General features: G+C 68.9%; 17 protein-coding genes. 12 read left to right on the top strand and 5 right to left on the bottom strand.

Translation table 11 applies throughout. The features are described from left to right. Window positions 1–9: 9 nt before the first annotated feature. Window positions 10–2,442: a malto-oligosyltrehalose synthase gene (treY, locus tag F5X71_RS11695; RefSeq protein WP_238815846.1), complete on the top strand. Its 2,433-nt coding sequence runs from the start codon at window positions 10–12 to the stop codon at window positions 2,440–2,442. A gap of 115 nt (window positions 2,443–2,557) precedes the next feature. On the opposite strand, the gene F5X71_RS11690 is transcribed toward treY, so the two are convergent. The 3 genes from F5X71_RS11690 to F5X71_RS11680 form a co-directional block, all read right to left on the bottom strand. Continuing rightward, complete coding sequence (locus F5X71_RS11690) at window positions 2,558–3,736, bottom strand: DUF2235 domain-containing protein (protein WP_167461959.1); 1,179 nt, start codon at window positions 3,734–3,736, stop codon at window positions 2,558–2,560. A gap of 127 nt (window positions 3,737–3,863) precedes the next feature. Further along, on the bottom strand, window positions 3,864–4,475 hold the full coding sequence (locus F5X71_RS11685; RefSeq protein WP_238815845.1) for an MspA family porin: 612 nt from the start codon (window positions 4,473–4,475) through the stop codon (window positions 3,864–3,866). Between the two features lie 70 nt (window positions 4,476–4,545). Then, entirely contained in the window at window positions 4,546–4,788 is a 243-nt protein-coding gene (locus tag F5X71_RS11680; RefSeq protein WP_167461958.1) for a hypothetical protein, read from the bottom strand. Between the two features lie 108 nt (window positions 4,789–4,896). Between F5X71_RS11680 and F5X71_RS11675 the strand changes: the two genes are divergently transcribed. Both F5X71_RS11675 and ilvA read left to right on the top strand, forming a co-directional pair. Further along, window positions 4,897–5,331 carry a nitroreductase family deazaflavin-dependent oxidoreductase gene (locus F5X71_RS11675; protein WP_167461957.1) on the top strand — a complete coding sequence of 145 codons (435 nt, stop codon included), beginning with the start codon at window positions 4,897–4,899 and terminating at the stop codon, window positions 5,329–5,331. Between the two features lie 76 nt (window positions 5,332–5,407). After that, window positions 5,408–6,763 carry a threonine ammonia-lyase IlvA gene (gene ilvA / locus F5X71_RS11670; protein ID WP_167461956.1) on the top strand — a complete coding sequence of 452 codons (1,356 nt, stop codon included), beginning with the start codon at window positions 5,408–5,410 and terminating at the stop codon, window positions 6,761–6,763. Between the two features lie 67 nt (window positions 6,764–6,830). Here ilvA and F5X71_RS11665 read toward each other — a convergent pair whose 3' ends face one another. Further along, entirely contained in the window at window positions 6,831–8,081 is a 1,251-nt protein-coding gene (locus F5X71_RS11665; RefSeq protein WP_174817041.1) for a serine hydrolase domain-containing protein, read from the bottom strand. A 271-nt stretch (window positions 8,082–8,352) separates the two neighbouring features. Here F5X71_RS11665 and F5X71_RS11660 point away from each other — a divergent pair, with 271 nt between their 5' ends. The 3 genes from F5X71_RS11660 (at window position 8,353) to F5X71_RS11650 (ending at window position 10,907) form a co-directional block, all read left to right on the top strand. Then, window positions 8,353–8,970, top strand: coding sequence for a class I SAM-dependent methyltransferase (locus F5X71_RS11660; RefSeq protein WP_167461955.1), 618 nt, complete (start codon window positions 8,353–8,355; stop codon window positions 8,968–8,970). Window positions 8,971–9,051: 81 nt separating this feature from the next. Further along, on the top strand, window positions 9,052–9,624 hold the full coding sequence (locus F5X71_RS11655) for a TetR/AcrR family transcriptional regulator (RefSeq protein WP_167461954.1): 573 nt from the start codon (window positions 9,052–9,054) through the stop codon (window positions 9,622–9,624). A gap of 98 nt (window positions 9,625–9,722) precedes the next feature. Continuing rightward, window positions 9,723–10,907 (top strand): Cmx/CmrA family chloramphenicol efflux MFS transporter, encoded by a 1,185-nt coding sequence (locus tag F5X71_RS11650; RefSeq protein ID WP_167461953.1) that lies wholly within the window; start codon window positions 9,723–9,725, stop codon window positions 10,905–10,907. Window positions 10,908–10,984: 77 nt separating this feature from the next. Here the strand turns inward: F5X71_RS11650 and dnaE are convergent, their stop codons facing one another. Further along, window positions 10,985–14,533 carry a DNA polymerase III subunit alpha gene (gene dnaE, locus F5X71_RS11645; RefSeq protein WP_167461952.1) on the bottom strand — a complete coding sequence of 1,183 codons (3,549 nt, stop codon included), beginning with the start codon at window positions 14,531–14,533 and terminating at the stop codon, window positions 10,985–10,987. A 381-nt stretch (window positions 14,534–14,914) separates the two neighbouring features. Between dnaE and F5X71_RS11640 the strand changes: the two genes are divergently transcribed. The 6 genes from F5X71_RS11640 (at window position 14,915) to F5X71_RS11615 (ending at window position 20,166) form a co-directional block, all read left to right on the top strand. After that, complete coding sequence (locus F5X71_RS11640; protein WP_167461951.1) at window positions 14,915–15,364, top strand: hypothetical protein; 450 nt, start codon at window positions 14,915–14,917, stop codon at window positions 15,362–15,364. A 45-nt stretch (window positions 15,365–15,409) separates the two neighbouring features. Next, window positions 15,410–16,609, top strand: a complete 1,200-nt coding sequence (locus tag F5X71_RS11635) for a sensor histidine kinase (protein ID WP_167461950.1) — start codon at window positions 15,410–15,412, stop codon at window positions 16,607–16,609. Window positions 16,610–16,688: 79 nt separating this feature from the next. After that, a complete protein-coding gene (locus F5X71_RS11630) occupies window positions 16,689–17,456 on the top strand; it encodes a LytR/AlgR family response regulator transcription factor (protein ID WP_238815992.1) in 768 nt (255 codons plus the stop codon). Then, window positions 17,441–17,818: a hypothetical protein gene (locus F5X71_RS11625; protein ID WP_167461948.1), complete on the top strand. Its 378-nt coding sequence runs from the start codon at window positions 17,441–17,443 to the stop codon at window positions 17,816–17,818. Before F5X71_RS11630 ends, F5X71_RS11625 begins: the two co-directional genes overlap by 16 nt. Before the next feature lie 91 nt (window positions 17,819–17,909). After that, the gene (locus F5X71_RS11620; RefSeq protein WP_167461947.1) at window positions 17,910–19,664 is read left to right on the top strand and encodes a cation acetate symporter; all 1,755 of its coding nucleotides are present in this window, start codon (window positions 17,910–17,912) and stop codon (window positions 19,662–19,664) included. Window positions 19,665–19,809: 145 nt separating this feature from the next. After that, a complete protein-coding gene (locus tag F5X71_RS11615; RefSeq protein ID WP_167461946.1) occupies window positions 19,810–20,166 on the top strand; it encodes a DUF485 domain-containing protein in 357 nt (118 codons plus the stop codon). Window position 20,167 lies beyond the last annotated feature (1 nt).

Raw genomic sequence — 20,167 nt, 5'->3', positions numbered from 1 at the left:
CCACCGCCCATGACCCCATCGGATGCCACAGAGACCCACGTGACCGATCCTCTTTCCCTGCGCCGGACCCACGCCCGCCCGACCCCCATCCGCAGCACCTACCGGCTGCAACTGCGCCCCGACGCCTTGACCTTCGCCGACGCCCGCGCGATCGCGGAATACCTTCAGCAGCTGGGTATCTCGCACCTGTACCTGTCGCCGATCCTCACCGCGACGCAGGGCTCGACGCACGGCTACGACGTCACCGACCCGACCACGGTGTCCGCCGCGCTCGGCGGCCCGGCCGGCCTCAAGGCGCTCTCGGACGAAGTACGCAGTCGCGGTATGGGTTTGCTCGTCGACCTGGTGCCCAACCACGTCGGCGTGGCCGACCCGCGGCAGAACCCGTGGTGGTGGGACGTGCTGCGCAACGGCCGCGAGTCGGCCTTCGCACACTACTTCGACATCGACTGGAGCGCGGGCAACGGCGCGGGCGGGCGCCTCGCGCTGCCGGTGCTGCAGAGCGAGAACGACCCTGCCGCACTGACGGTCGACCGTTCCGGCGCCGAACCCATGCTGGCACTGCACGATCTGCGCTTCCCGATCGCGCCGGGCACCGACGGCGACAACGCACTGCGCATCCACGACAAGCAGCACTACCGCCTGGTCAGCTGGAAAGCGGGCGTGTGCACCTACCGCAGGTACTTCACCGTCGGCGGGCTGGCCGCACTCCGGCAGGAGGACCCCGAGGTCTTCGAGATCACCCACCGCGAGCTCGCGGCGTGGTGCGCGCACGACCTCATCGACGGCGTGCGGGTCGACCATCCGGACGGACTGGCCGATCCCGGCGCCTATCTCATCCGGTTGCGCCAGCTCATCGGTCCGAACCGGCTGCTGCTGGTGGAGAAGGTGCTGTCCAACCGGGAGCCGCTGGACGCGACCCTGCCGATCGACGGCACGACCGGCTACGACGCGCTCGCCGACGTCGGCGGGGTGCTGATCGATCCGGACGGCGAGCCCGCGCTCACCGAATTGTCCTGCCGCTTCGCCGGACACGGCAGCGACCGGGCCTGGATCTCCGAGACCGAGCATCGGATCAAGCGGGCCGTCGCCGAGACCGTGCTCAGCGCCGATGTGCGGCGGCTGGTCGCCGCGATCAAGCGCGACGCGCGCGCGGAGTCGGTGGACACCATGGCGTTGACCAACGCGACCATCGAGGTGCTGGCCTTCATGCCGGTCTATCGCACCGATTACGCGCCGCTGGCCGGAATGACCGCCGCCGTGATCACCGAGGTGGAGCGGCGCAACAGCGAGCTGACCAACCCGCTCGCGGTGCTGACCGCGGCGCTGGCCGTCGGCGGCGAGGCGGTGACCCGCTTCCATCAGGTGGGCGGCGCGATCCTGGCCAAGGCGGTCGAGGACACCATGTTCTATCAGGCGGCCCGGCTGGTGTCGCTGCAGGAGATGGGCGGCAATCCGGCCCGCTTCGGGCGCTCGCTGATCGAGTTCCATCTCGCCAATATCGAACGCGCGCAACGCTGGCCCGCCACGATGACCACGCTGTCCACCCACGACACCAAACGCGGCGAGGACGTGCGCGCCCGCATCGGGGTGCTCTCCCAGGCCGCCAAGGACTGGGCGCGCAGCGTCACCTCGTGGCAGGAGAGCGCGCCCGGCCCCGACGGCGCCACCACTTTGTTCCTGCTGCAGAACATGTTCGGTGTGTGGCCGCCGGACGGCAGGCCCGCGGCGTCGATCCCCGGCTTCCGGGAGCGTCTGCATCAGTTCGCGGAGAAGGCGATTCGGGAGGCGGGCACCAAGACCTCCTGGGAGGAGCCCGATGCCGCGTTCGAGGACGAGGTGCACGCCTGGGTGGACACGGTGATCGACGGACCGGTCGGCACCGAGCTCGGTGACCTCGTGCACCGTCTCGCCCCGCACGCCTGGTCGGACGCGCTCGCGCAGAAGCTGTTGCAGCTGTGCGGGCCCGGCATTCCCGATCTCTATCAGGGCTGCGAGCTGTGGGAGGACTCGCTGGTCGACCCGGACAACCGCCGTCCGGTCGATTTCGGGCTGCGTGCTGGCATGCTGCAATCGCTCACCGGCACACCGGAACTCGATGTCACCGGGGCCGTCAAGATGTGGATCGTCGCCTACGCGCTCTGGCTGCGCCGGGAGCGTCCCGACTGCTTCGTCGGCGGTACTTACGCCCCGCTGTTCGGCACCGGCAGCGAAGCCCAGCGATTGATCGCCTACAGCCGCGGCAGGCCCGCCGAGGCGCCGGAGATCATCGTCGCGGCCACCCGGCACAGCGTCGGTCTCGCCGAAACCGGCTGGGGCGACACCGCTCTCGAATTGCCGGAGGGCACCTGGATCGATCGCCTGACCGGCCACACCTTCCAGGGCCGCATCCGCATCGAGCGACTCTTCGCCCGGCTCCCCGTGGCACTGCTCGTCCGCTGACCGGGACTCGATCGCCCGGCCCCACGCCTATTCGACTGCGCGGCGCTACCGCAGAACGCTGCGGCAGCGCATGGGGCCGAGCGGTGGGTCTGCTTGCGTGCGACGAGACCGCGGCTCAGACGCGGGCCGGGTCCTGCTCGACGCTTTCGTCGAGCAGGTGCACCGAGACCGGGGTGACCTTCTCCAGCAGTTCCTCGGGGAACATGCCGCCGAAACGGGCGCGCCAGCGCCGCAGGTTGGGCGGCAGGTAGTCCTCGACCTCGTTGACCAGCGAAGCCAGCCGGACCCCCTGTTCGCGGCCGTTCGCCAGGCGGCGCCAGGAATCCAGATAGAACCGGGAGCTGCGCGGATGCCGGAGCGTGCGTAGCACATTCAGCACGCGGTAGCCCAGGCTGAGCGAGGAGTGCAGCTTCATGTGGTCCGCGCCGGTGGCCAGGCAGCACTTGGACAATTCGGCCAGCCGATCGTGATCGAAGGCCAGTCCGACGGATTCGGCCTCGCGCACCATCCAGCGCAGCGTCACATCGGAGAGTCCGCACTCCTTGTAGCCGCCACCGATGTCGCTGTGCGCGCCCGCGAACCACACCTGCTTGACCCGCTGGAATCCCCTGCGGTACTTGATGTTCGGTTCGACCGGCACCTGCCACAGGCACGGCTCGAAGTTGCGCCGCCGCTCGTCGATGGCCAGCGCCTGGCGCGCGCAGTGCACGCTGGGCGCGAGCTTGACGTTGTGGAACCGGTAGCGCAGCGAGGTCAGCCCCGGCACCCCGAGCGCGCCGACGGTGTCGAAGACACCGAGGAAGTTCACCTTCGGCTGCTCGAGATGGCAGTTGTCCTTACGGAATTGGGTCCATTCGGCCGGGATGGAACCGTCCCCGGGCGGCACCTGCTGATGGATCCGCAGCGCCTTCGGGTACTTGCCGTTGATCATCGCCTCCGGCGTGAGCATGCCGATGCGGTCGATCAGCCCGGACAGGCTGCGCGCGGTGAACGCGCCACGACTGAAGCCGAAGATGTAGATCTCGTCGCCCGGCTCCCAGTTCAGCGCCAGGTGCCAGTACGCGGACGACAGGTTCGCCTCGAGGCCGAGGCCGAACGCGCCGCCCATCAGCCGGTCGGCGAGGAAGCCGCGGGCACCGGGCCCGGACACATAGGTGACCCACTGCTGGATCTTCTCCCCAGCAGGTCCCGGCGCGTCGAATCGGATCGTCTGCGCGATCTTGATGATGTTCGATACCGTGCTGCTCGACTCGGCTTTCCACGTGCCGTCACAACACACGATCAGGCGTTTCATGGACTCATCCTCCCGCTGGGATCCATGGGAAACCTGCGTACTCGACTACTCGAATCATCGAGTGACGCCGCGGGGACGTTAATGAAAGACGCGTGTTTCCAACCACGTCCGGGGTGGATTCGCCAGCTCAGAGCCAGGTGGGGTCACCGAAGACGGCCCCGGAATCGTCGACCTCCGGCGACTTGGAATCCACGTAGGCGTACTGACGCAGGGTGACCGGCCCGGTGCAGGAGTTGACCTTGATGTGGAAGTCCCGGACGCTGAGCTGGATCAGCTTGCCGGGGATCATCTCCTTCTCCGCGATCGCGACCTCACCGACCTCGCCGGGGCTGATGTTCAACGTGGCCATGGGGTTCGGGTTGAACGCGGGACTCTGCGAGATGATCACATCGGGTGCCACGCCGAGCGTGCCCGCGCCGATCGATACCGCGCAGCCCACGTGATACCCCATCCGGAGCTTGCCCGAGCTCGCGCCGTCGAGCTTGCCGTAGGCGATGGTGCTGACCAGCGCCTCGCGGGTGGTGCCCATGAAGTTCAGCGGCGGAATCCGGTGGATCTTCTCCTCCCGGCTGCCGACGGTGAACTTCATCGCCGAGTCACCGGGCGCGACGAAGGTCTTCTCGTGCGGCGGCAGGCTCAGGATTTCGGCGTCCGCCGCGGGCGCGAGGGTCGCCACCGACGCACAAGCCATGACCGTTCCGGCCATGGCCCGGACCGCATTCTTCACGTTCGACGCCATAGCCCAGACTGTAGTAGCCGTTCGCTATCTCCCATGCGTATGACACGAGCGAACTATGGCCGGGTCGGGCCTATCGCTCGACGCCGAGCACCCGCCGGTCGTGCGCGCGCCGGGCGAGGATCAGTCCGGCGATCCAGCGCGTCGCGCCGACCGCGGCCGCGGCGAGCACGGCGAGCTGCGGCGAGCCGGTGATCAGGGCCAGGATCAGGCAGGTCACCAGCCCGGCGGCGAGCGCATCGAGCTTGTAGACAGGCCACGCGCTGCCCGCGATGTCAACCGTCGCGCGGCGGGCCGATGGGTGAACAATTGCCATCCAGTAAGGATATACGCACAGCGAAGTTCGGTCCACCGAACTTCATGTTCCCGGTGACACAGCGAAGTCGCCGGGAACACGGCCGATCCGACGCGTGTTGTCCTCTTTATGCCTCTGACTGGAGAATACGAACCGAGTACATCCGACTGGGCCCGCGAACAGGCCGAGAAGTACGAGAACTCCGGCGGCACCACGGCCACCACGCTGCAGGGCAAGCCGGTCATCCTGCTCACCACCAAGGGCGCGAAGACCGGAAAGCTGCGCAAGACCCCGCTCATGCGGGTGGAACACAACGGCGAGTACGCGATGGTCGCCTCGCTGGGCGGCGCACCCAAGAACCCCGTGTGGTACTACAACATCAAGGCCGAGCCGCATGTGGAGCTGCGCGACGGCGAGGTGAACAAGGACTACACCGCCCGCGAGGTATTCGGCGAAGAGCGCAGGCTGTGGTGGGACCGGGCCACCGAGGTGTGGCCGGACTACATCGAGTACACGAAGAAGACCGATCGGGTCATTCCGGTCTTCGTGCTCACGCCGCGCTGAGCGAACGCCGGGCGAATTCGGCTCGGCGGCACACCCGCCGCGTCCGCGCGACGCGGCGGGTGGCAGCATATTTCGGGTGTCCAATCCGCTTGATGTCATCGACGCACTGTCCAGTTCTCGTCCCGCGCTGAGCGCGGACGAGATCGACGCTGCCGCCAAGCGCATTGCCGAGATTATCGAGCCGACTCCGCTGCAGCGCAGCGAGCGGCTATCGCGCCTCACCGGGGCCAATGTCTACCTGAAGCGCGAAGACCTCTCCGCGGTCCGCTCCTACAAGCTGCGCGGCGCCTACAACCTGGTCATGCAGTTGACCGAGACCGAGCGCGCGGCGGGCGTGGTGGCCGCCAGCGCGGGCAATCACGCCCAGGGCGTCGCGTTCGCCTGCCACGCGATGGGCATCAAGGGCCGCATCTACGTCCCCACCACCACCCCCAAGCAGAAGCGGGACCGTATTCGCGTGCACGGCGGCGAATTCGTGGAACTGATCGCGGTCGGCGAGACCTACGACGCGGCCGCCGCGGCCGCAGCCGACGACGTGGCCCGCACCGGCGCGACCATGGTGCCCCCGTTCGACGACGCGCGCACCGCGGCCGGGCAGGGCACCATCGCGCCGGAGATCCTGGAGCAGCTCGGCACCGCGCCGGACCTGGTGGTGGTACCTGTGGGCGGCGGTGGCTGCCTGGCCGGCATCGGCACCTACCTGCGCGACCGCGCGCCGAGCACCTCGATCCTCGGCGTGGAACCGGCCGGCGCGGCCTCGATGACCGCGGCGCTGGTCGCGGGCGGTCCGGTGACACTGCCGGAGATCGACCCGTTCGTCGACGGCGCGGCGGTGCGCCGGATCGGCGCGGTGCCGTACGCGGCCGTCGCCAGCTTCGGCGGGCGGGTGGTTTCGCACGCCTCGCTCCCGTTGCTGACCACCACCGAATCGCCCGGCGGGACGAGCTCGTTCCGGATGATGCAGGTCGACGAGGGCGCGATCTGCACCACCATGCTCGACCTCTACCAGAACGAGGGCATCATCGCCGAACCCGCTGGGGCGCTGGCGGTTTCCGCACTGGCCGAGCTGAGCGTGCCGCCCGGATCGACGGTGGTGTGCCTGGTCTCCGGCGGCAACAACGACGTATCGCGCTACGGCGAGATCATCGAACGCTCCCTGGTGCACCGCGGCCTGAAACACTATTTCCTGGTGGACTTTCCGCAGGAGCCGGGCGCGTTGCGGCGCTTCCTCGACGAGGTGCTCGGGCCCGACGACGACATCACCATGTTCGAGTACGTCAAGCGCAACAACCGCGAGACGGGCGCGGCGCTGGTCGGCATCGAACTCGGCGTGCCAGAGGGACTGGGACCGCTGTTGGAACGCATGGACGAGTCGCCGATCCAGTGCGAACGACTCGAACCGGGCTCGCCCGCGTACCGCTATCTGACCTGAGTCGAAACCTTACGGCCGCACCGCTTTCCGCAGTGCGGCCGTAATCGTCGCCGAGACAGTGCCCGACTCAGGCCGCCGCGGCCTCGGTCGTCTCGATCGGGACACGGCGGGTGGCCCGCAGGCCGTTGAGCACCAGCGGCAGCAGCCAGAAGGCCGCGGACTGGTCATAGGACAGCTGCGCCGCCGACAGCCGGTTGTGCACGAACCCGACCGAAAGCCCCAGGCGCGGTTCGGCCCAGCCGAAGGACCCACCGAGACCGATGTGACCGAACCCGGCCCGCGCGCCCGGCATCGGCAGCGAGTGGTAGCCGAGCCGCCAGAGCATCGGGACGTAGAACAACGCGTTGTCGAGCCGATAGGTCTGAATCCGCCGGATCTCCTTCATGGTTCGCGGGCCGAGGTACTGCTTGCCCTGCGCGACACCATCATTGGCCAGCACGCCGTACATCGCGGCGAGGCCGGCCGCGGTGCACACGCCGTTGCCCGCGCCGAGTTCGGTGCGCAGGATCGGCGGGGCCTCGCCCTCCAGAATGGATTCCAGACCGGGCAGGAACAGACACCGCGTCGCGGCGCCGAGCGCGCCGGGAATCCGGTGGCTGCGACCGAGGATCAAGGCGCCGAGCGGGTTTCCGATCGCCTTCAGGTGCGTGCCCGCCAGCGGCGCGTACGTGGTGCGCGCGTGATCGGGCGGCAGACCGAGGTGAATGCCCTCGATGCCGAGCGGATCGGCGACCTCGCAGCGGAACAGCTCGCCCATGCCACGGCCGGTGACCGCGCGGGCGAGACCGGCCATCAGCCAGCCGTAGGTGAGTGCGTGATAGGCCGGAACACCGAGCAGCCGATCGGGTTTCGCGGCGGCGAGACGCTGTTCCATCAGCTCGTGATCGAGCACGTCGTCCAGGCCGGTGGCGATCGGGGCGAGTGCGGACAGCCCGGCGCTGTGCGTCATCGCCTGACGCACCGTGATCCGGTCCTTGCCGTTCGCGCCGAACTCCGGCCAGTACTCGGCGATCGGCGCCGCGTAGTCGATCAGGCCGCGATCGGCGAGCCGGTGGATGACGGTGGCGGTGACACCCTTGGTGGCGGAGAAGATGATCGACCCGGTGTCCTGCGTCCATGGTGCGTCACCACCCGCCGATCCGGTACAGATCTCGACCAGGGGCTCGCCGTGCAGGTGTACCGCCAGCGCTGCGCCCGCCCCGCGACGCCGGCCGAAGGCCCTGGCGAAAGCGCGCACCAGGGGCGCGAATTCGGCGGTGGCGCGCCCGCTCGTCCCGTCGGGGATCGGCGCTGGACCCCCCGCAGCATCGTTGCTCATCTTTCCACGGTAATGGCGGCGCCCGCGCCCGGCAATGGACCTGTCTCGGACAGTACGTTTCGTGACCTTCCCGCAAACGGCGCGCGAACCCGTGTGCGTTCTCGGGTCCGCGGGCACAGCAAACGTCGCCGGTCGGGCCGTTAGGGGCCCCGCGGCGCACGGACCAGCGCGTTCGAGACACCGGACGATCCGGACCACGTTCGCGATCCGGTAGCGGTCCGTCTCAGAAACAGGCGTGGCGAGATCGCGCGAGTACTGGAAGAGTGAGCATGTGGGCCTATATCGAGACCGAGTTGTGCCGAGGATCGTGGACCTCGCCTGCGGAATGCGGTTCAACGAGCCGCTGCGCGAACGGGTGTGCGCCGGCCTGACCGGCCGGGTGGTGGAGATCGGATTCGGATCCGGGCTGAACGTGCCGTTCTATCCGGACACCGTCGACAAGGTCAGCGCGGTCGAACCCGCCGATCTGGGCTGGCGGCTGGCGAGCGAGCGGGTCGCGGCCGCGAAGGTGCCGATCGAGCGTTCCGGATTGGACGGACAGTCGCTGCCGTTCGCCGAGGACAGTTTCGACTGCGCGCTCTCGACCTGGACCCTGTGCACCATCCCCGATGTCGCGACCGCGCTGACGGAGGTGCGCCGGGTCCTCGCGCCGGGCGGCACGCTGCACTTCGTCGAGCACGGCCTCGCGCCCGACGCCCGCGTGCAGGTGTGGCAGCACCGGCTCAATCCGATCCAGAAGGCCGTCGCGGGCGGCTGCCACCTGAACCGCGATATCCGTGGCCTGCTCACCGCCGCGGGCTTCGAGATCCGCGACATCGACGTCTTCTACGGCGAGGACGCGCCCCGGTTCCTGGCCGCGCAGTCGCTCGGCGTAGCGGTCGCGGCGTAGTCGCTTGCCAACGATGCAGCTCAGCCTGTGCGCACCTCCCGTTTTGAAATGATCGGTTCAAAATGTGCTAGCGTGACCCGCATGGCACGACCGAGACAGTTCGACGAGGAGCGCGCGGTGGACGCCGCGATGCGGGCGTTCTGGAGCGCGGGTTACGAGGCCACCTCCACGCAGGCGCTGTGCGAGGCGACCGGTCTGGGCCGCAGCAGCATCTACAACACCTTCGCCAGCAAACACGACCTGTTCGAACGGGCGCTGCGGCGATACATGACCGTCAAGAACACCGCCACCTTCGAACTGCTCGACAGCGACCTGAACGCGAAGGCGAAGATGCGCGCCCTGCTGTGGCAGGTGGTCGACGCGCCGGAGTCCGACCCGCTCGGCTGCCTGGTCGTCAACTCGATGGTCGAGCTCGCGCCGCACGATCCGCAGATCGCCGCCACACTGCGCGAGGACCAGCGGCGTCGCCTCGCCGCGCTCCGTAGCGCACTCGAAAGCGGCAGGCGCGCAGGGGAAATCGACGCGAACAAGAGCGCCGACGAGCTCGCGCACTTCCTGAACGCGACCATCGCGGGCATGCGCGTCGCCGCCCGCGGCGGTGCGGACCGCGACGCGCTGATCGCGATCGCGACGACCGCACTCGACACCTTCTGATCGACCACAACAGGTTCGCGATCGACCACGACAGCTCGACGCCCCTACGTTTTTGCCCCAGTTTTGTACTGCGCGATCCAAAATATGAGAGGTCTCCGATGCCCCTAGCCGTCTACATCCTCGGGCTGTCCATCTTCGCCCAAGGCACCTCGGAGCTGATGCTCTCCGGCCTGCTCACCGAGCTCTCGGTCGACCTCGGTGTGACCATTCCGCAGGCGGGACTGCTCATTTCGGCCTTCGCGCTGGGCATGCTGGTCGGCGCGCCGGTGCTGGCCGTCGCGACGCTGCGGTTGCCGCGGCGCAACGCGCTGCTCGCCTTCCTCGCCGTCTTCGTCGCCACCCACGTGGTCGCGGCGCTGACCTCGGACTACTGGGTGCTGTTCGCGACCAGGGCGGTCGGCGCCTTCGTCTACGCGGGCTTCTGGTCGGTCGCGGCGACCACCGCGATCGGGCTGGTTCCGGTGAACGCGCGCGGCAAGGCGATGAGCATCGTCGCGGGCGGACTCACCGTCGCCACCGTCGTCGGCCTGCCCGCGGGCACCGTGATCGGCCAGCACCTCGGCTGGCGTGCCGCGTTCTGGACCGTCGCGATCATGTCCACCATTGCCATGCTCGGCGTGCTCGCCAAGATTCCCGCCTGGCGCGCCGAGATCACCCCGGACCTGCGAAAAGAACTGCGCAGCATGGTCAATCCCCGGCTCTGGCTCGCCTATGCCACCACCGCGCTCGCCACCGCCGCGCTGCTGGCCAGCTTCGCCTACCTCGGCGCGCTGCTCGCCGAGACCACCGGACTGCGCGACGGCTGGATCCCGATCGTGCTCGCGGTGTACGGCGTCGGCAGCTTGCTCGGCATCGTGGTGGGCGGCCGCACCGCCGACGCGTACCCCGTGCGCACCCTCTACGTCGGCATCACCGGGCTGCTCGTCACCTCGGTGCTGCTCGCCCTCACCGCCGCGTACCCCGCACCCGTCGTGGTGCTGGTATTCCTGCTCGGCGCCTTCGGTTTCGGCACCAATCCCACCCTCAACAGCCGCGTCTTCAATCTGGCCGCCGACGGCCCCACCCTGGCACCGGCCTTCAACGTCTCGTCCTTCAACATCGGCATCACCGTCGGTCCCTGGCTCGGTGGACTGGCCATCGGCGCCGGCCTCGGCTATGCCGCCGTCGCCTGGATCGGCGCCGCCGTCGCGCTGGCCGCGCTGGTCACCGTGACGTGCGAGCAGCTACTCCCCCGCACCGCCGCACCCGTCGTCAGCCACTCGGCCCCAGCCCTGACCCACTGACCCTGGAACAGCGCCCGCGACCACTCTGGCCGGCCAGAGTGGTCGCGGCGCAATCAGACCGGCGCAATCGAGCCGGGTCAGACCGCCAGGCAGCCCGGACCGAGCAGGGCTTTCAGGTCGCCCATCAGGGCCGAGGACGGCGAGACCCGCAGGCTGTCATCGAGTTTGAGCAGCGTGGTCTTGTCGCGGGCACCGACGTGGCGGATGTGCACGTCGGCGGTGCCGGGATGGCGGGAGAGCACGCGCTTGAGTTCGCCGATCTTGTCGGGGGTGCACAGGCGGGTGGACAGGGTGACGGCGAGGGGTTTGGCCACGCCGATGGAGGACAGGTCGGGCACGACGAGGTCGTTGGCGATCAACGAGATCCGGTCGTCGCGAACCGAGACCCGCGCCTTCACCAGCACCACCGCGTCCTCGACCACGTCCATCCCGTACACCGAGTAGGCCTGCGGGAAGAACAGCACCTCGATCCCACCGGAGAGGTCCTCGAGCTGCGCGGACGCCCAGGCGAGACCGTTCTTGTTGATCCGCCGGTTCACCGAGGCGAGGATGCCGCCGAGGGTCACCTGCGCGCCGTCCTTGACGTCGCCCTCCAGGATGGCGGGGATCTGGGTATCCGCTTGCGCCGCGAGCACGTGCTCGACGCCGTTGAGCGGATGCCCGGACACGTACAGGCCGAGCATCTCGCGCTCGAGGGCCAGCTTGTGCTTGGACTCCCACTCCTCGTCGGGCACCTTCACGTTGAACACCGAGGCCACCGACTCGTCCGCGTCCACGCCGCCGAACAGGTCGAACTGCCCGATCGCCTCGGCCTTCTTGGTGGACATCACCGCGTCGATGGCGTCGGAGTGCACCAGCAGCAGGCCCTTGCGCGGATGGCCGAGCGAGTCGAATCCGCCTGCCTTGATCAGGGATTCGGTGACCTTCTTGGTGCAGGCGATGGCGTCGATCTTGTTCAGGTAGTCGGAGAAGTCGGTGAACCGCGATTTCTCCTTGCGCGCGGCGATGATCGAGGACACCACGTTGGCGCCGACGTTACGCACCGCGCCGAGCCCGAACCGGATGTCCTTGCCGACCGAGGCGAAGTTCTGCTCGGACTCGTTGACGTCCGGCGGCAGCACCGTGATGCCGAGGCGGCGGCAGTCCGAGAGGTAGACCGCGGCCTTGTCCTTGTCGTCACCGACGGAGGTGAGCAGGCCCGCCATGTATTCGGCCGGATAGTTCGCCTTGAGGTAGGCGGTCCAGAACGAGACCAGGCCGTAGCCGGCGGCGTGCGACTTGTTGAACGCGTAGCCGGCGAACGGAAGGATGGTGTCCCACAGGGCCTTCACCGCGGCCTCGGAGAACCCGTTGTTGGTCATGCCCTCGTGGAAGCCCTTGTACTCGGCCTCGAGCACCTCGAGTTTCTTCTTACCCATGGCCTTACGCAGCGCGTCGGCCTTGCCCATCGTGTAGCTGGCGACCTTCTGCGCGATGAACATGATCTGCTCTTGGTAGACGATCAGACCGTAGGTCTCGGCGAGAATGTCCTTCAGCGGCTCTTCGAGCTCGGGATGGATCGGTTTGATCTCCTGCCGCCCGTTCTTGCGGTCGGCGTAGTCGTTGTGCGCGTTCATGCCCATCGGGCCGGGGCGGTACAGCGCGAGCACCGCGACGATGTCGTTGAAGCCGGTCGGCTGCATGCGGCGCAGCAGGTCGCGCATCGGGCCACCGTCGAGCTGGAAGACGCCGAGCGTGTCACCGCGCGAGAGCAATTCGTAGGTCGCGGGATCGTCGAGCGGCAGGTTGTCCATGTCGAGATCGATGCCGCGGTTGGCCTTGATGTTGTCCAGCGCGTCACCGATGACGGTGAGGTTGCGCAGGCCGAGGAAGTCCATCTTCAGCAGGCCGATGGCCTCGCAGGACGGGTAGTCCCAGCCGGTGATGATGGCGCCGTCCTGGGCCCGCTTCCACACCGGGATGGCGTCGGTCAGCGGTTCGGACGACATGATGACCGCGCAGGCGTGCACGCCCGCGTTACGGATCAGGCCCTCCAGCCCGCGGGCGGTCTCGTAGATCTTGGCGACATCGGGGTTGGTGCTGATGAGTTCGCGGACCTCGGCGGCCTCCTTGTACCGCTCGTGGTCGGGATCGGTGATGCCGGCCACCGAGATGTCCTTGGCCATGATCGGCGGCGGCAGCGCCTTGGAGATCTGGTCGGCGATGGCGAAACCGGGCTGGCCGAACAGAACTCGCGCGGAGTCCTTGATCGCGGCCTTGGTCTTGATGGTGCCGAAGGTGATCACCTGGGCGACCCGGTCGCTGCCCCACTTCTCGGTGGCGTAGCGGACCATTTCACCGCGGCGGCGATCGTCGAAGTCGATATCGATATCGGGTGCGGACGGACGTTCCGGATTCAGGAACCGCTCGAACAGCAGACCGTGCGGGATCGGGTCGATGTTGGTGATGCCGAGCGCGTAGGCGACCAGCGAACCGGCCGCCGAACCACGGCCGGGACCGACCCGGATGCCGACCTCTTTCGCGTGCGAGACCAGGTCACCGACGACGAGGAAGTAGGCAGGGAAGCCCTTCTGCTTGATGACGTCCAGCTCGAAGTAGGCGCGGCTGTAGTACTCCTCGGGCACGCCGCCGGGGAAGCGGCGCGCCAGGCCGCGGTCGACCTCTTTGCGCAACCACGAATCCTGGTCCTCGCCCTCGGGCACCGGGAACACCGGCATCCGGTCCTTGAAGGCCCACACGTCGTCGTAGGACTGCACCCGCTCGCCGATGAGCACCGTGTTGTCGCAGGCGCCTGGCACCTCGGCGTCCCACAGCGCGCGCATCTCCTCGGCGGACTTCAGGAAGTAACCGTCACCGTCGAACTTGAACCTGGTCGGGTCCGAGAGCGTCTTGCCGGTCTGAATACACAGCAGCGCTTCGTGATTGGTCGACTGGTCCTTGGTGACGTAGTGGCAGTCGTTGGTGGCCAGCGGCGGAATGCCGAGCTTGCGGCCGACCTCGAGCAGGCCCTCGCGGACCCGGCGCTCGATGGACAACCCGTGGTCCATGATCTCGAGGAAGAAGTTGTCCTTGCCGAAGATCTCCTGCCACTTGGCGGCGGCCTCGAGCGCCTCGCGGTCGTGACCGAGGCGCAGCCGGGTCTGCACCTCGCCGGAGGGGCAGCCGGTGGTCGCGATGATGCCCTCGGCGTACTGGGCGATGATCTCCTCGTCCATGCGCGCCCACTTGCCGAGCTGTCCCTCGAGCGAGGCCAGCGAGGACAGCTTGAACAGGTTACGCAGGCCGGTCGCGTTCTCGGCGACCATGGTCATGTGCGTGTAGGCGCCGGAACCGGAGACGTCGTCGCCCTTCTGGCTGGGGTCGCCCCACTGCACGCGCTTGGTGTCGAAGCGGGAGCCGGGCGCGATGTAGGCCTCGATGCCGATGATCGGCTTGATGTCGGCCTTCTTCGCCGAGTTGTAGAACTCCGACGCGCCGTACATATTGCCGTGGTCGGTCATCCCGACCGCGTTCATTCCCAGCCGTTTCGCCTCCGCGAACAGGGGCGAAATCTTTGCCGCACCATCGAGCATGGAGTACTCGGTGTGGTTGTGCAGGTGAACGAACGATCCGGACGAGGCGGCCAAGACGGTCCTTCCTCCCAAGGTCTCGACGGGGGTTGGCCTAGCGATTCTAGGCACGTCGGTACGAAATTTTTTTCGAGGCGCGCGCGGCGCATCGAGACATCCCAGGAGCGTCCGGCGTGTCGGTGTCGAAGATCACCGGCGCGTCCGAACGGCCGCACGCCGGCTCGTCCGACGAGACACTCTCGGGCAGTCCGATTTCCGCGAGTGACGTGCCGCGCGGACCGACCGACCCTACTCGACGCGCGCGGGCACGTCGGTCACCGGCGGACCCCCGCGCGCTGCCCCTGGAATCGAGGGCACCGAATCGGGGCTGGCACGGCGGAATCGGGGGCATAGTCAGCAGTGACAGACACGAGTGTTCCCAAACCTGCGGAGGTGTTGATGAATTCGCTCAAAGCACTGTTCGCCGTTCCCGCGGTCCCCGCCGTCGCCGTCGCGACCATGGTCGCCACCGCGGCTCCGGCCGCCGCCCAGCTCTACGACCGGTTCGAGACGGTCTACTCGCTCACCCAGGGCTTGTGCGCCGCGTCGGTCAGTTCCGGCGTCACCAGCAACGCCTATCCCGAACACGCGGCGTTCAGCGTGGCCACCACGATGTACGGCGTCGGCGGCTGCACGCTGCCGCTCACCCTGAACTGGCGCAATGTGGAGACCGGCGAGACCGGCACCTTCACGGTGACCGCGCAGGGCCCCGGATATTGGAGCAACAGCGGACGTTCCGCGCTGTTCCATCCCGGTCTCGGCACGTTCACCGCCACGCTCACTGTCGGGGCCGCGCACCTCCCCGAACCCGGCGAGGTCGAGTTCCGCGTCGACAAGTACCAGGGCTAGCGATAATCGGCGGATGAACGCTGGTGCGGCGCCGGGCGGTGCGCGATGACGGCGACGGTCGTCGCCCTCGTGGTCTCGGCGGCCCTGATCGCCGGGGCGCTGGTGATCTGGCCGCGCACCCGCCGGGTGGTCACCACCCCGGCCGAGCGCGCGGTGCACACCGCGCTGCACACCGCGTCGCTGGCGGCGATTCCGCTGCGCCGCGGGCTGACCGACCAATCGGCGCAGGAGGCCGCGCCGCATCTGCGGGTGCTGACCGGCGCGGAGGCACTCGGCATCGCCGACCCCGACGGCACGGTGCTCGCCTGGGACGGGCCGCACGCCGATCTCGCCGACCACTTCGCCGAGGCGGCCAAGCGGGCCGTCACCGGCGAGCGGCCGGTGCTCGTCGCCGGGCCGGGCCACAGCGAGCACGCCGGGCGCACGCTCATCGCGCAGCCGCTGCTGATCGACAGCACCGGCGTCGCGGGGGCGATCGGCGTCGTGACCACCGGTCAGCCGGGGCCGGGCAGGCTCGGCGCGGTGGCCGAGGTGGCCCGATACGCCTGCGGCCAATTGGAACTGGCCGAACTGGACGCCTCGCGGGCCCGGCTCGACCGTGCCGAGGTCCGCGCGCTGCGGGCCCAGATCAGCCCGCATTTCATCTACAACGCGCTCAACACCATCGCCTCGTTCGTGCGCACCGACCCGGATCGGGCCCGCGAGCTGATCCTGGAATTCGCCGACTTCACCCGCTATTCCTTCCGCGCCGCGGGCGAATTCACCGTGCTGGCCGACGAACTGCGCAATATCGAGCGCTACCTCGCGCTCGAACGCGCCCGCTTCGGCGCCGCGCTCGACGTCCGGTTGCAGATCGCGCCGGAGGTACTCGGCGTCGTGCTGCCCTTTCTCGCGTTGCAACCGCTGGTGGAGAACGCCGTGCGGCACGGCCTCGCGGGCGCGGCCCGCGGCGGCACGGTGCACATCACCGCCGCCGACGCGGGCACCGACTGCCTGATCAGCGTGGAGGACGACGGGGTCGGGATGGACCCGGAGCTGCTCCGCTCGGGCGCGCTGGACTCCATCGAAACCGGCAAGGGCCCGGCCGGTTCCGGGGAGGCCGCGCATGTCGGCCTCGCCAACGTGGACGACCGGTTGCGCGCCGCCTTCGGCAACGACTACGGCCTGATCGTGGAGACCGCGCCCGGCGCGGGCACCAAGGTCTCGCTGCGCGTGCCGAAGTTCCGCGCGGGCATCCAGGCGTGATCGCGCGAACGACGGCGGCACGCGCGGGCGCTGCGCTTACGATGGAGCGATTGTGGCCAGGAGCGCTGAGGTGAGTGGCGTGGTGCGGGTACTCGCCGTGGACGACGAGCGACCGGCTCTCGACGAGCTGGTCTATTTGCTGCGCGCCCAGCCGGGTGTCGGCGAGATCCACGCCGCCGCCGACGCGACCACCGCCCTGCGGGTACTGCGGGCGCACCCGATCGACGCCGTCTTCCTCGATATCAACATGCCCGGCTTGGACGGGATGGAACTGGCGGGCATCCTCTCAGAGTTCGCGAACCCGCCCGCGGTGGTCTTCGTGACCGCGCACGACGATCGCGCGGTGGCCGCGTTCGACCTCGGGGCGGTGGACTATCTGCTGAAGCCGCTGCGGGAGGCGCGGCTGGCCGAGGCGCTGCGCCGGATCGTCAGTACCCGCGCGACCCCGGCGCCGATCGCCGACGCGCCGCGGGCCGACCCGAGCGAGGTTATCCCGGTCGAGCTCGGCGGCGTGACCACACTGGTGCCGCGGTCGAGCGTGAGCTGGGTGGAGGCCGACGGCGACTACGCCAGGCTGCACACCAGCGGCGGCTCGCATCTGGTGCGGATCCCGTTGTCCGCGTTGGAGTCCCGCTGGCAGGACGCCGGGTTCCTGCGGGTACACCGGTCCTACCTGGTGGCGCTGCGCCTGGTCACCGGTTTGCGCACCGTCGGCACCGGCACCGTGGTGTGCCTGCGCGCCGACGGCAACGCCGGTGCGGTCGAACTGCCGGTCAGCCGCCGACAGGTCCGGGAGCTCAAACAGCGTCTGGTGCACCGGCCCCGGCAGCAATGGACCGGCCAGTGACGGGGCCGCAGCGGCCGGCGCGCCAGCGTGTCGTGCTCTCGGAACGACGCGGCGCGCGCCGGGTGCGCACCCGGGTGGAGGTGGCCGAGCAGACCGAGATCGGCGAGGCACTGATCGGCGGGCTGATCCGCGCCCAGCTGGGGCTGGCTTTGCGGCTCGGCCTGGTCACCGTCGTCGTATTGTGCGCGCTGCCGGTGCTTTTCGGGATCGGCCGGGTGGGTTCGGTGGTGGTGCTCGGCATTCGGCTGCCCTGGCTGCTGCTCGGCGTCGCGGTGTACCCGCTGCTGTATCTGATCGGGCGCCTCTACGTTCGTCTCGCCGAGCACAACGAGCAGGACTTTCTGGACCTGGCCGAGGACTGATGGACGCAGGCGCACCTCTTCCGACTCCGCGCCCCGGTGGGACCGTGCCGCAGCGGACGCGCGCGGCGCAAGCCCGAAACCGGATCGTCCCGTGAGCGCGGGCTCGGTGCCGGTGCTCACCGTGCTCGCGCTGCTGTTCGCGGCGCTGGCGACGGTCGCGATCGGCGCCTACGGAGTTCGCCTGGCACGCACCACCTCTGACTTCCTGGTCGCCTCGCGCAGTGTGCGCTCCGGCTGGAACGCCGCGGCGATCTCCGGTGAGTATCTTTCGGCCGCTTCGTTTCTCGGCGTGGCCGGGCTGATCGCGAAGTACGGCGCGGACGCGCTGTGGTACCCGGTGGGGTTCACCGCGGGTTACCTTGCGCTGTTGCTGTTCGTCGCCGCGCCGCTGCGCCGCTCGGGCGCGTACACGGTCCCGGATTTCGCCGAGTTCCGTTTGGGCTCCGTGCGCTTGCGCAGGCTGGCCGCCCTGGTCGTGGTGCTGGTGTGCGCGGTGTATCTGATCCCGCAGTTCCAGGGCGCCGGGTTGACCCTGCACACCCTGCTCAACCTGCCCGACTGGGTGGGCGCCGCGGCGGTGGGCGCGATCGTGATCGCGAACGTGGCAGGCGGCGGCATGCGGTCGATCACACTGGTGCAGGCCTTCCAGTACTGGCTCAAGCTGACCGCGGTGGCGATCCCCGCGCTGGTGCTGCTCGGCCATTTCCTCGGCGAGGACCGGCCGCTCGGCGCGCCCGCTCCCCCGGTGGTGACCGAGCGGACCACGGTCGATGTGCGCACCGACGTGGTGGTGCAGGTCGATGCCGCACAACAGGTTTCGCTCACCGGGCAGCTGGACGGCCGGCCGGTGCAGGGCCGGGTGACGCTGGCGCCCGGCACCCACGAGCTCGCGGCGGGCACCGAACTGGTGCTCGAGGCGGGCACCGAGGTGCCCGTGGTGGCCGGTGCGCCCGCCGACGGCGCCGCCTGGCTCGAACCCGGCGGCGGATTCGGCGGCAAACATCCGACCTTCCAGATCTATTCGCTGATCATCGCGACCTTCCTCGGCACCATGGGCCTGCCGCACGTGCTGGTGCGGTTCTATACCAATCCCGACGGCCGGGCCGCGCGGGCCACGGCGCTGGCGGTGATCGGCCTGGTCGGGTTGTTCTATCTGTTCCCGGTGCTGCTCGGAGCTTTCGCGCGACTGTATGTGCCGCAGTTGCTGATCACCGGGACCTCCGATGCCGCGGTGGTGCTGATGCCGGGTTCGGTGGTCGCCGGGCTGCCCGGCCAATTGCTCGCAGCGCTGGTCGCGGCAGGCGCGATCGCGGCGTTCCTGTCCACCTCCTCCGGGCTGCTGGTGAGCATCGCGGGCGTGCTCAGCACCGACATGCTGCGCGGGCGGATCCGCGACTTCCGCGCCGCCGCCGTGGTGGCAGGCGCTGTGCCGCTCGCGCTTTCGCTGACCGTGGTCTCACTCGACCTGTCCCGTACGGTCGGGCTCGCCTTCTCGGTGGCGGCCTCGACGCTGTGCCCGCTGCTGGTGCTCGGCATCTGGTGGCGGGGGCTGACCGCGCGCGGCGCGGCGGCCGGGCTGATCACGGGCGGGCTGATCTCGGGTGGCGCCACCGTGATCTCGGTGACCGGCGGGTTGTCCGACGAACTCGGAAACGGCTGGCCCGCAGCACTGCTCGGCTATCCCGCGGCGATCAGCGTCCCGCTCGCGTTCGCGACCATGATGCTGGTCAGCAAGGTGACCAGGGGGCCGGGCACGCGCCGGGTCGGCCGGATCTTCGTGCGGATGCACGCGCCGGAACGCTTGGGTATGGGCGCCGACCGCGAACGCAGCCTGCGCTCCACCTGAATCGCCGACCGCTCGTCGCGGCACAGCGACCGCTCACCGCACAATCGGCCGCCTTCCCGGAGTGACACACGCCACAGCGTTCTGCCCACCCGCGGGCCTGGCTACCGTGCAGAGCAAGTAAGCCATGTCACACGCTAGGACCATCATGACCAGTACCGAACTCGACGGCGACGCCGCCCGGCGCACCCCGAGTGCAGCCGAGTTCATCGCAGTGCAGGCCAGCCCGCAGTTCCAGGAGTTACGAACGCGCTTGCGGCGCTTCGTGTTTCCGATGACCGCACTGTTTCTGCTGTGGTACCTCAGCTACGTGTTGCTCGGCGCGTACGCGCACGACTTCATGGCGCACAAGCTGTTCGGCAACATCAATGTCGGATTGCTGCTCGGGCTAGCGCAGTTCGTGTCGACCTTCGTCATCACCGCGCTCTACGTCCGGTTCGCCAACCAGGAACTGGACCCGCGCGCCGCGGCGATCCGTAACCAGCTCGAGGGAGACCGGGCGTGAA

Origin of the sequence: Nocardia brasiliensis (genome assembly GCF_011801125.1) — a bacterium.
GTDB lineage: Bacteria > Actinomycetota > Actinomycetes > Mycobacteriales > Mycobacteriaceae > Nocardia > Nocardia brasiliensis_C.
The sequence above is the reverse complement of the archived record's forward strand: the minus strand, read 5'-3'. Positions and strand labels throughout refer to the sequence as shown.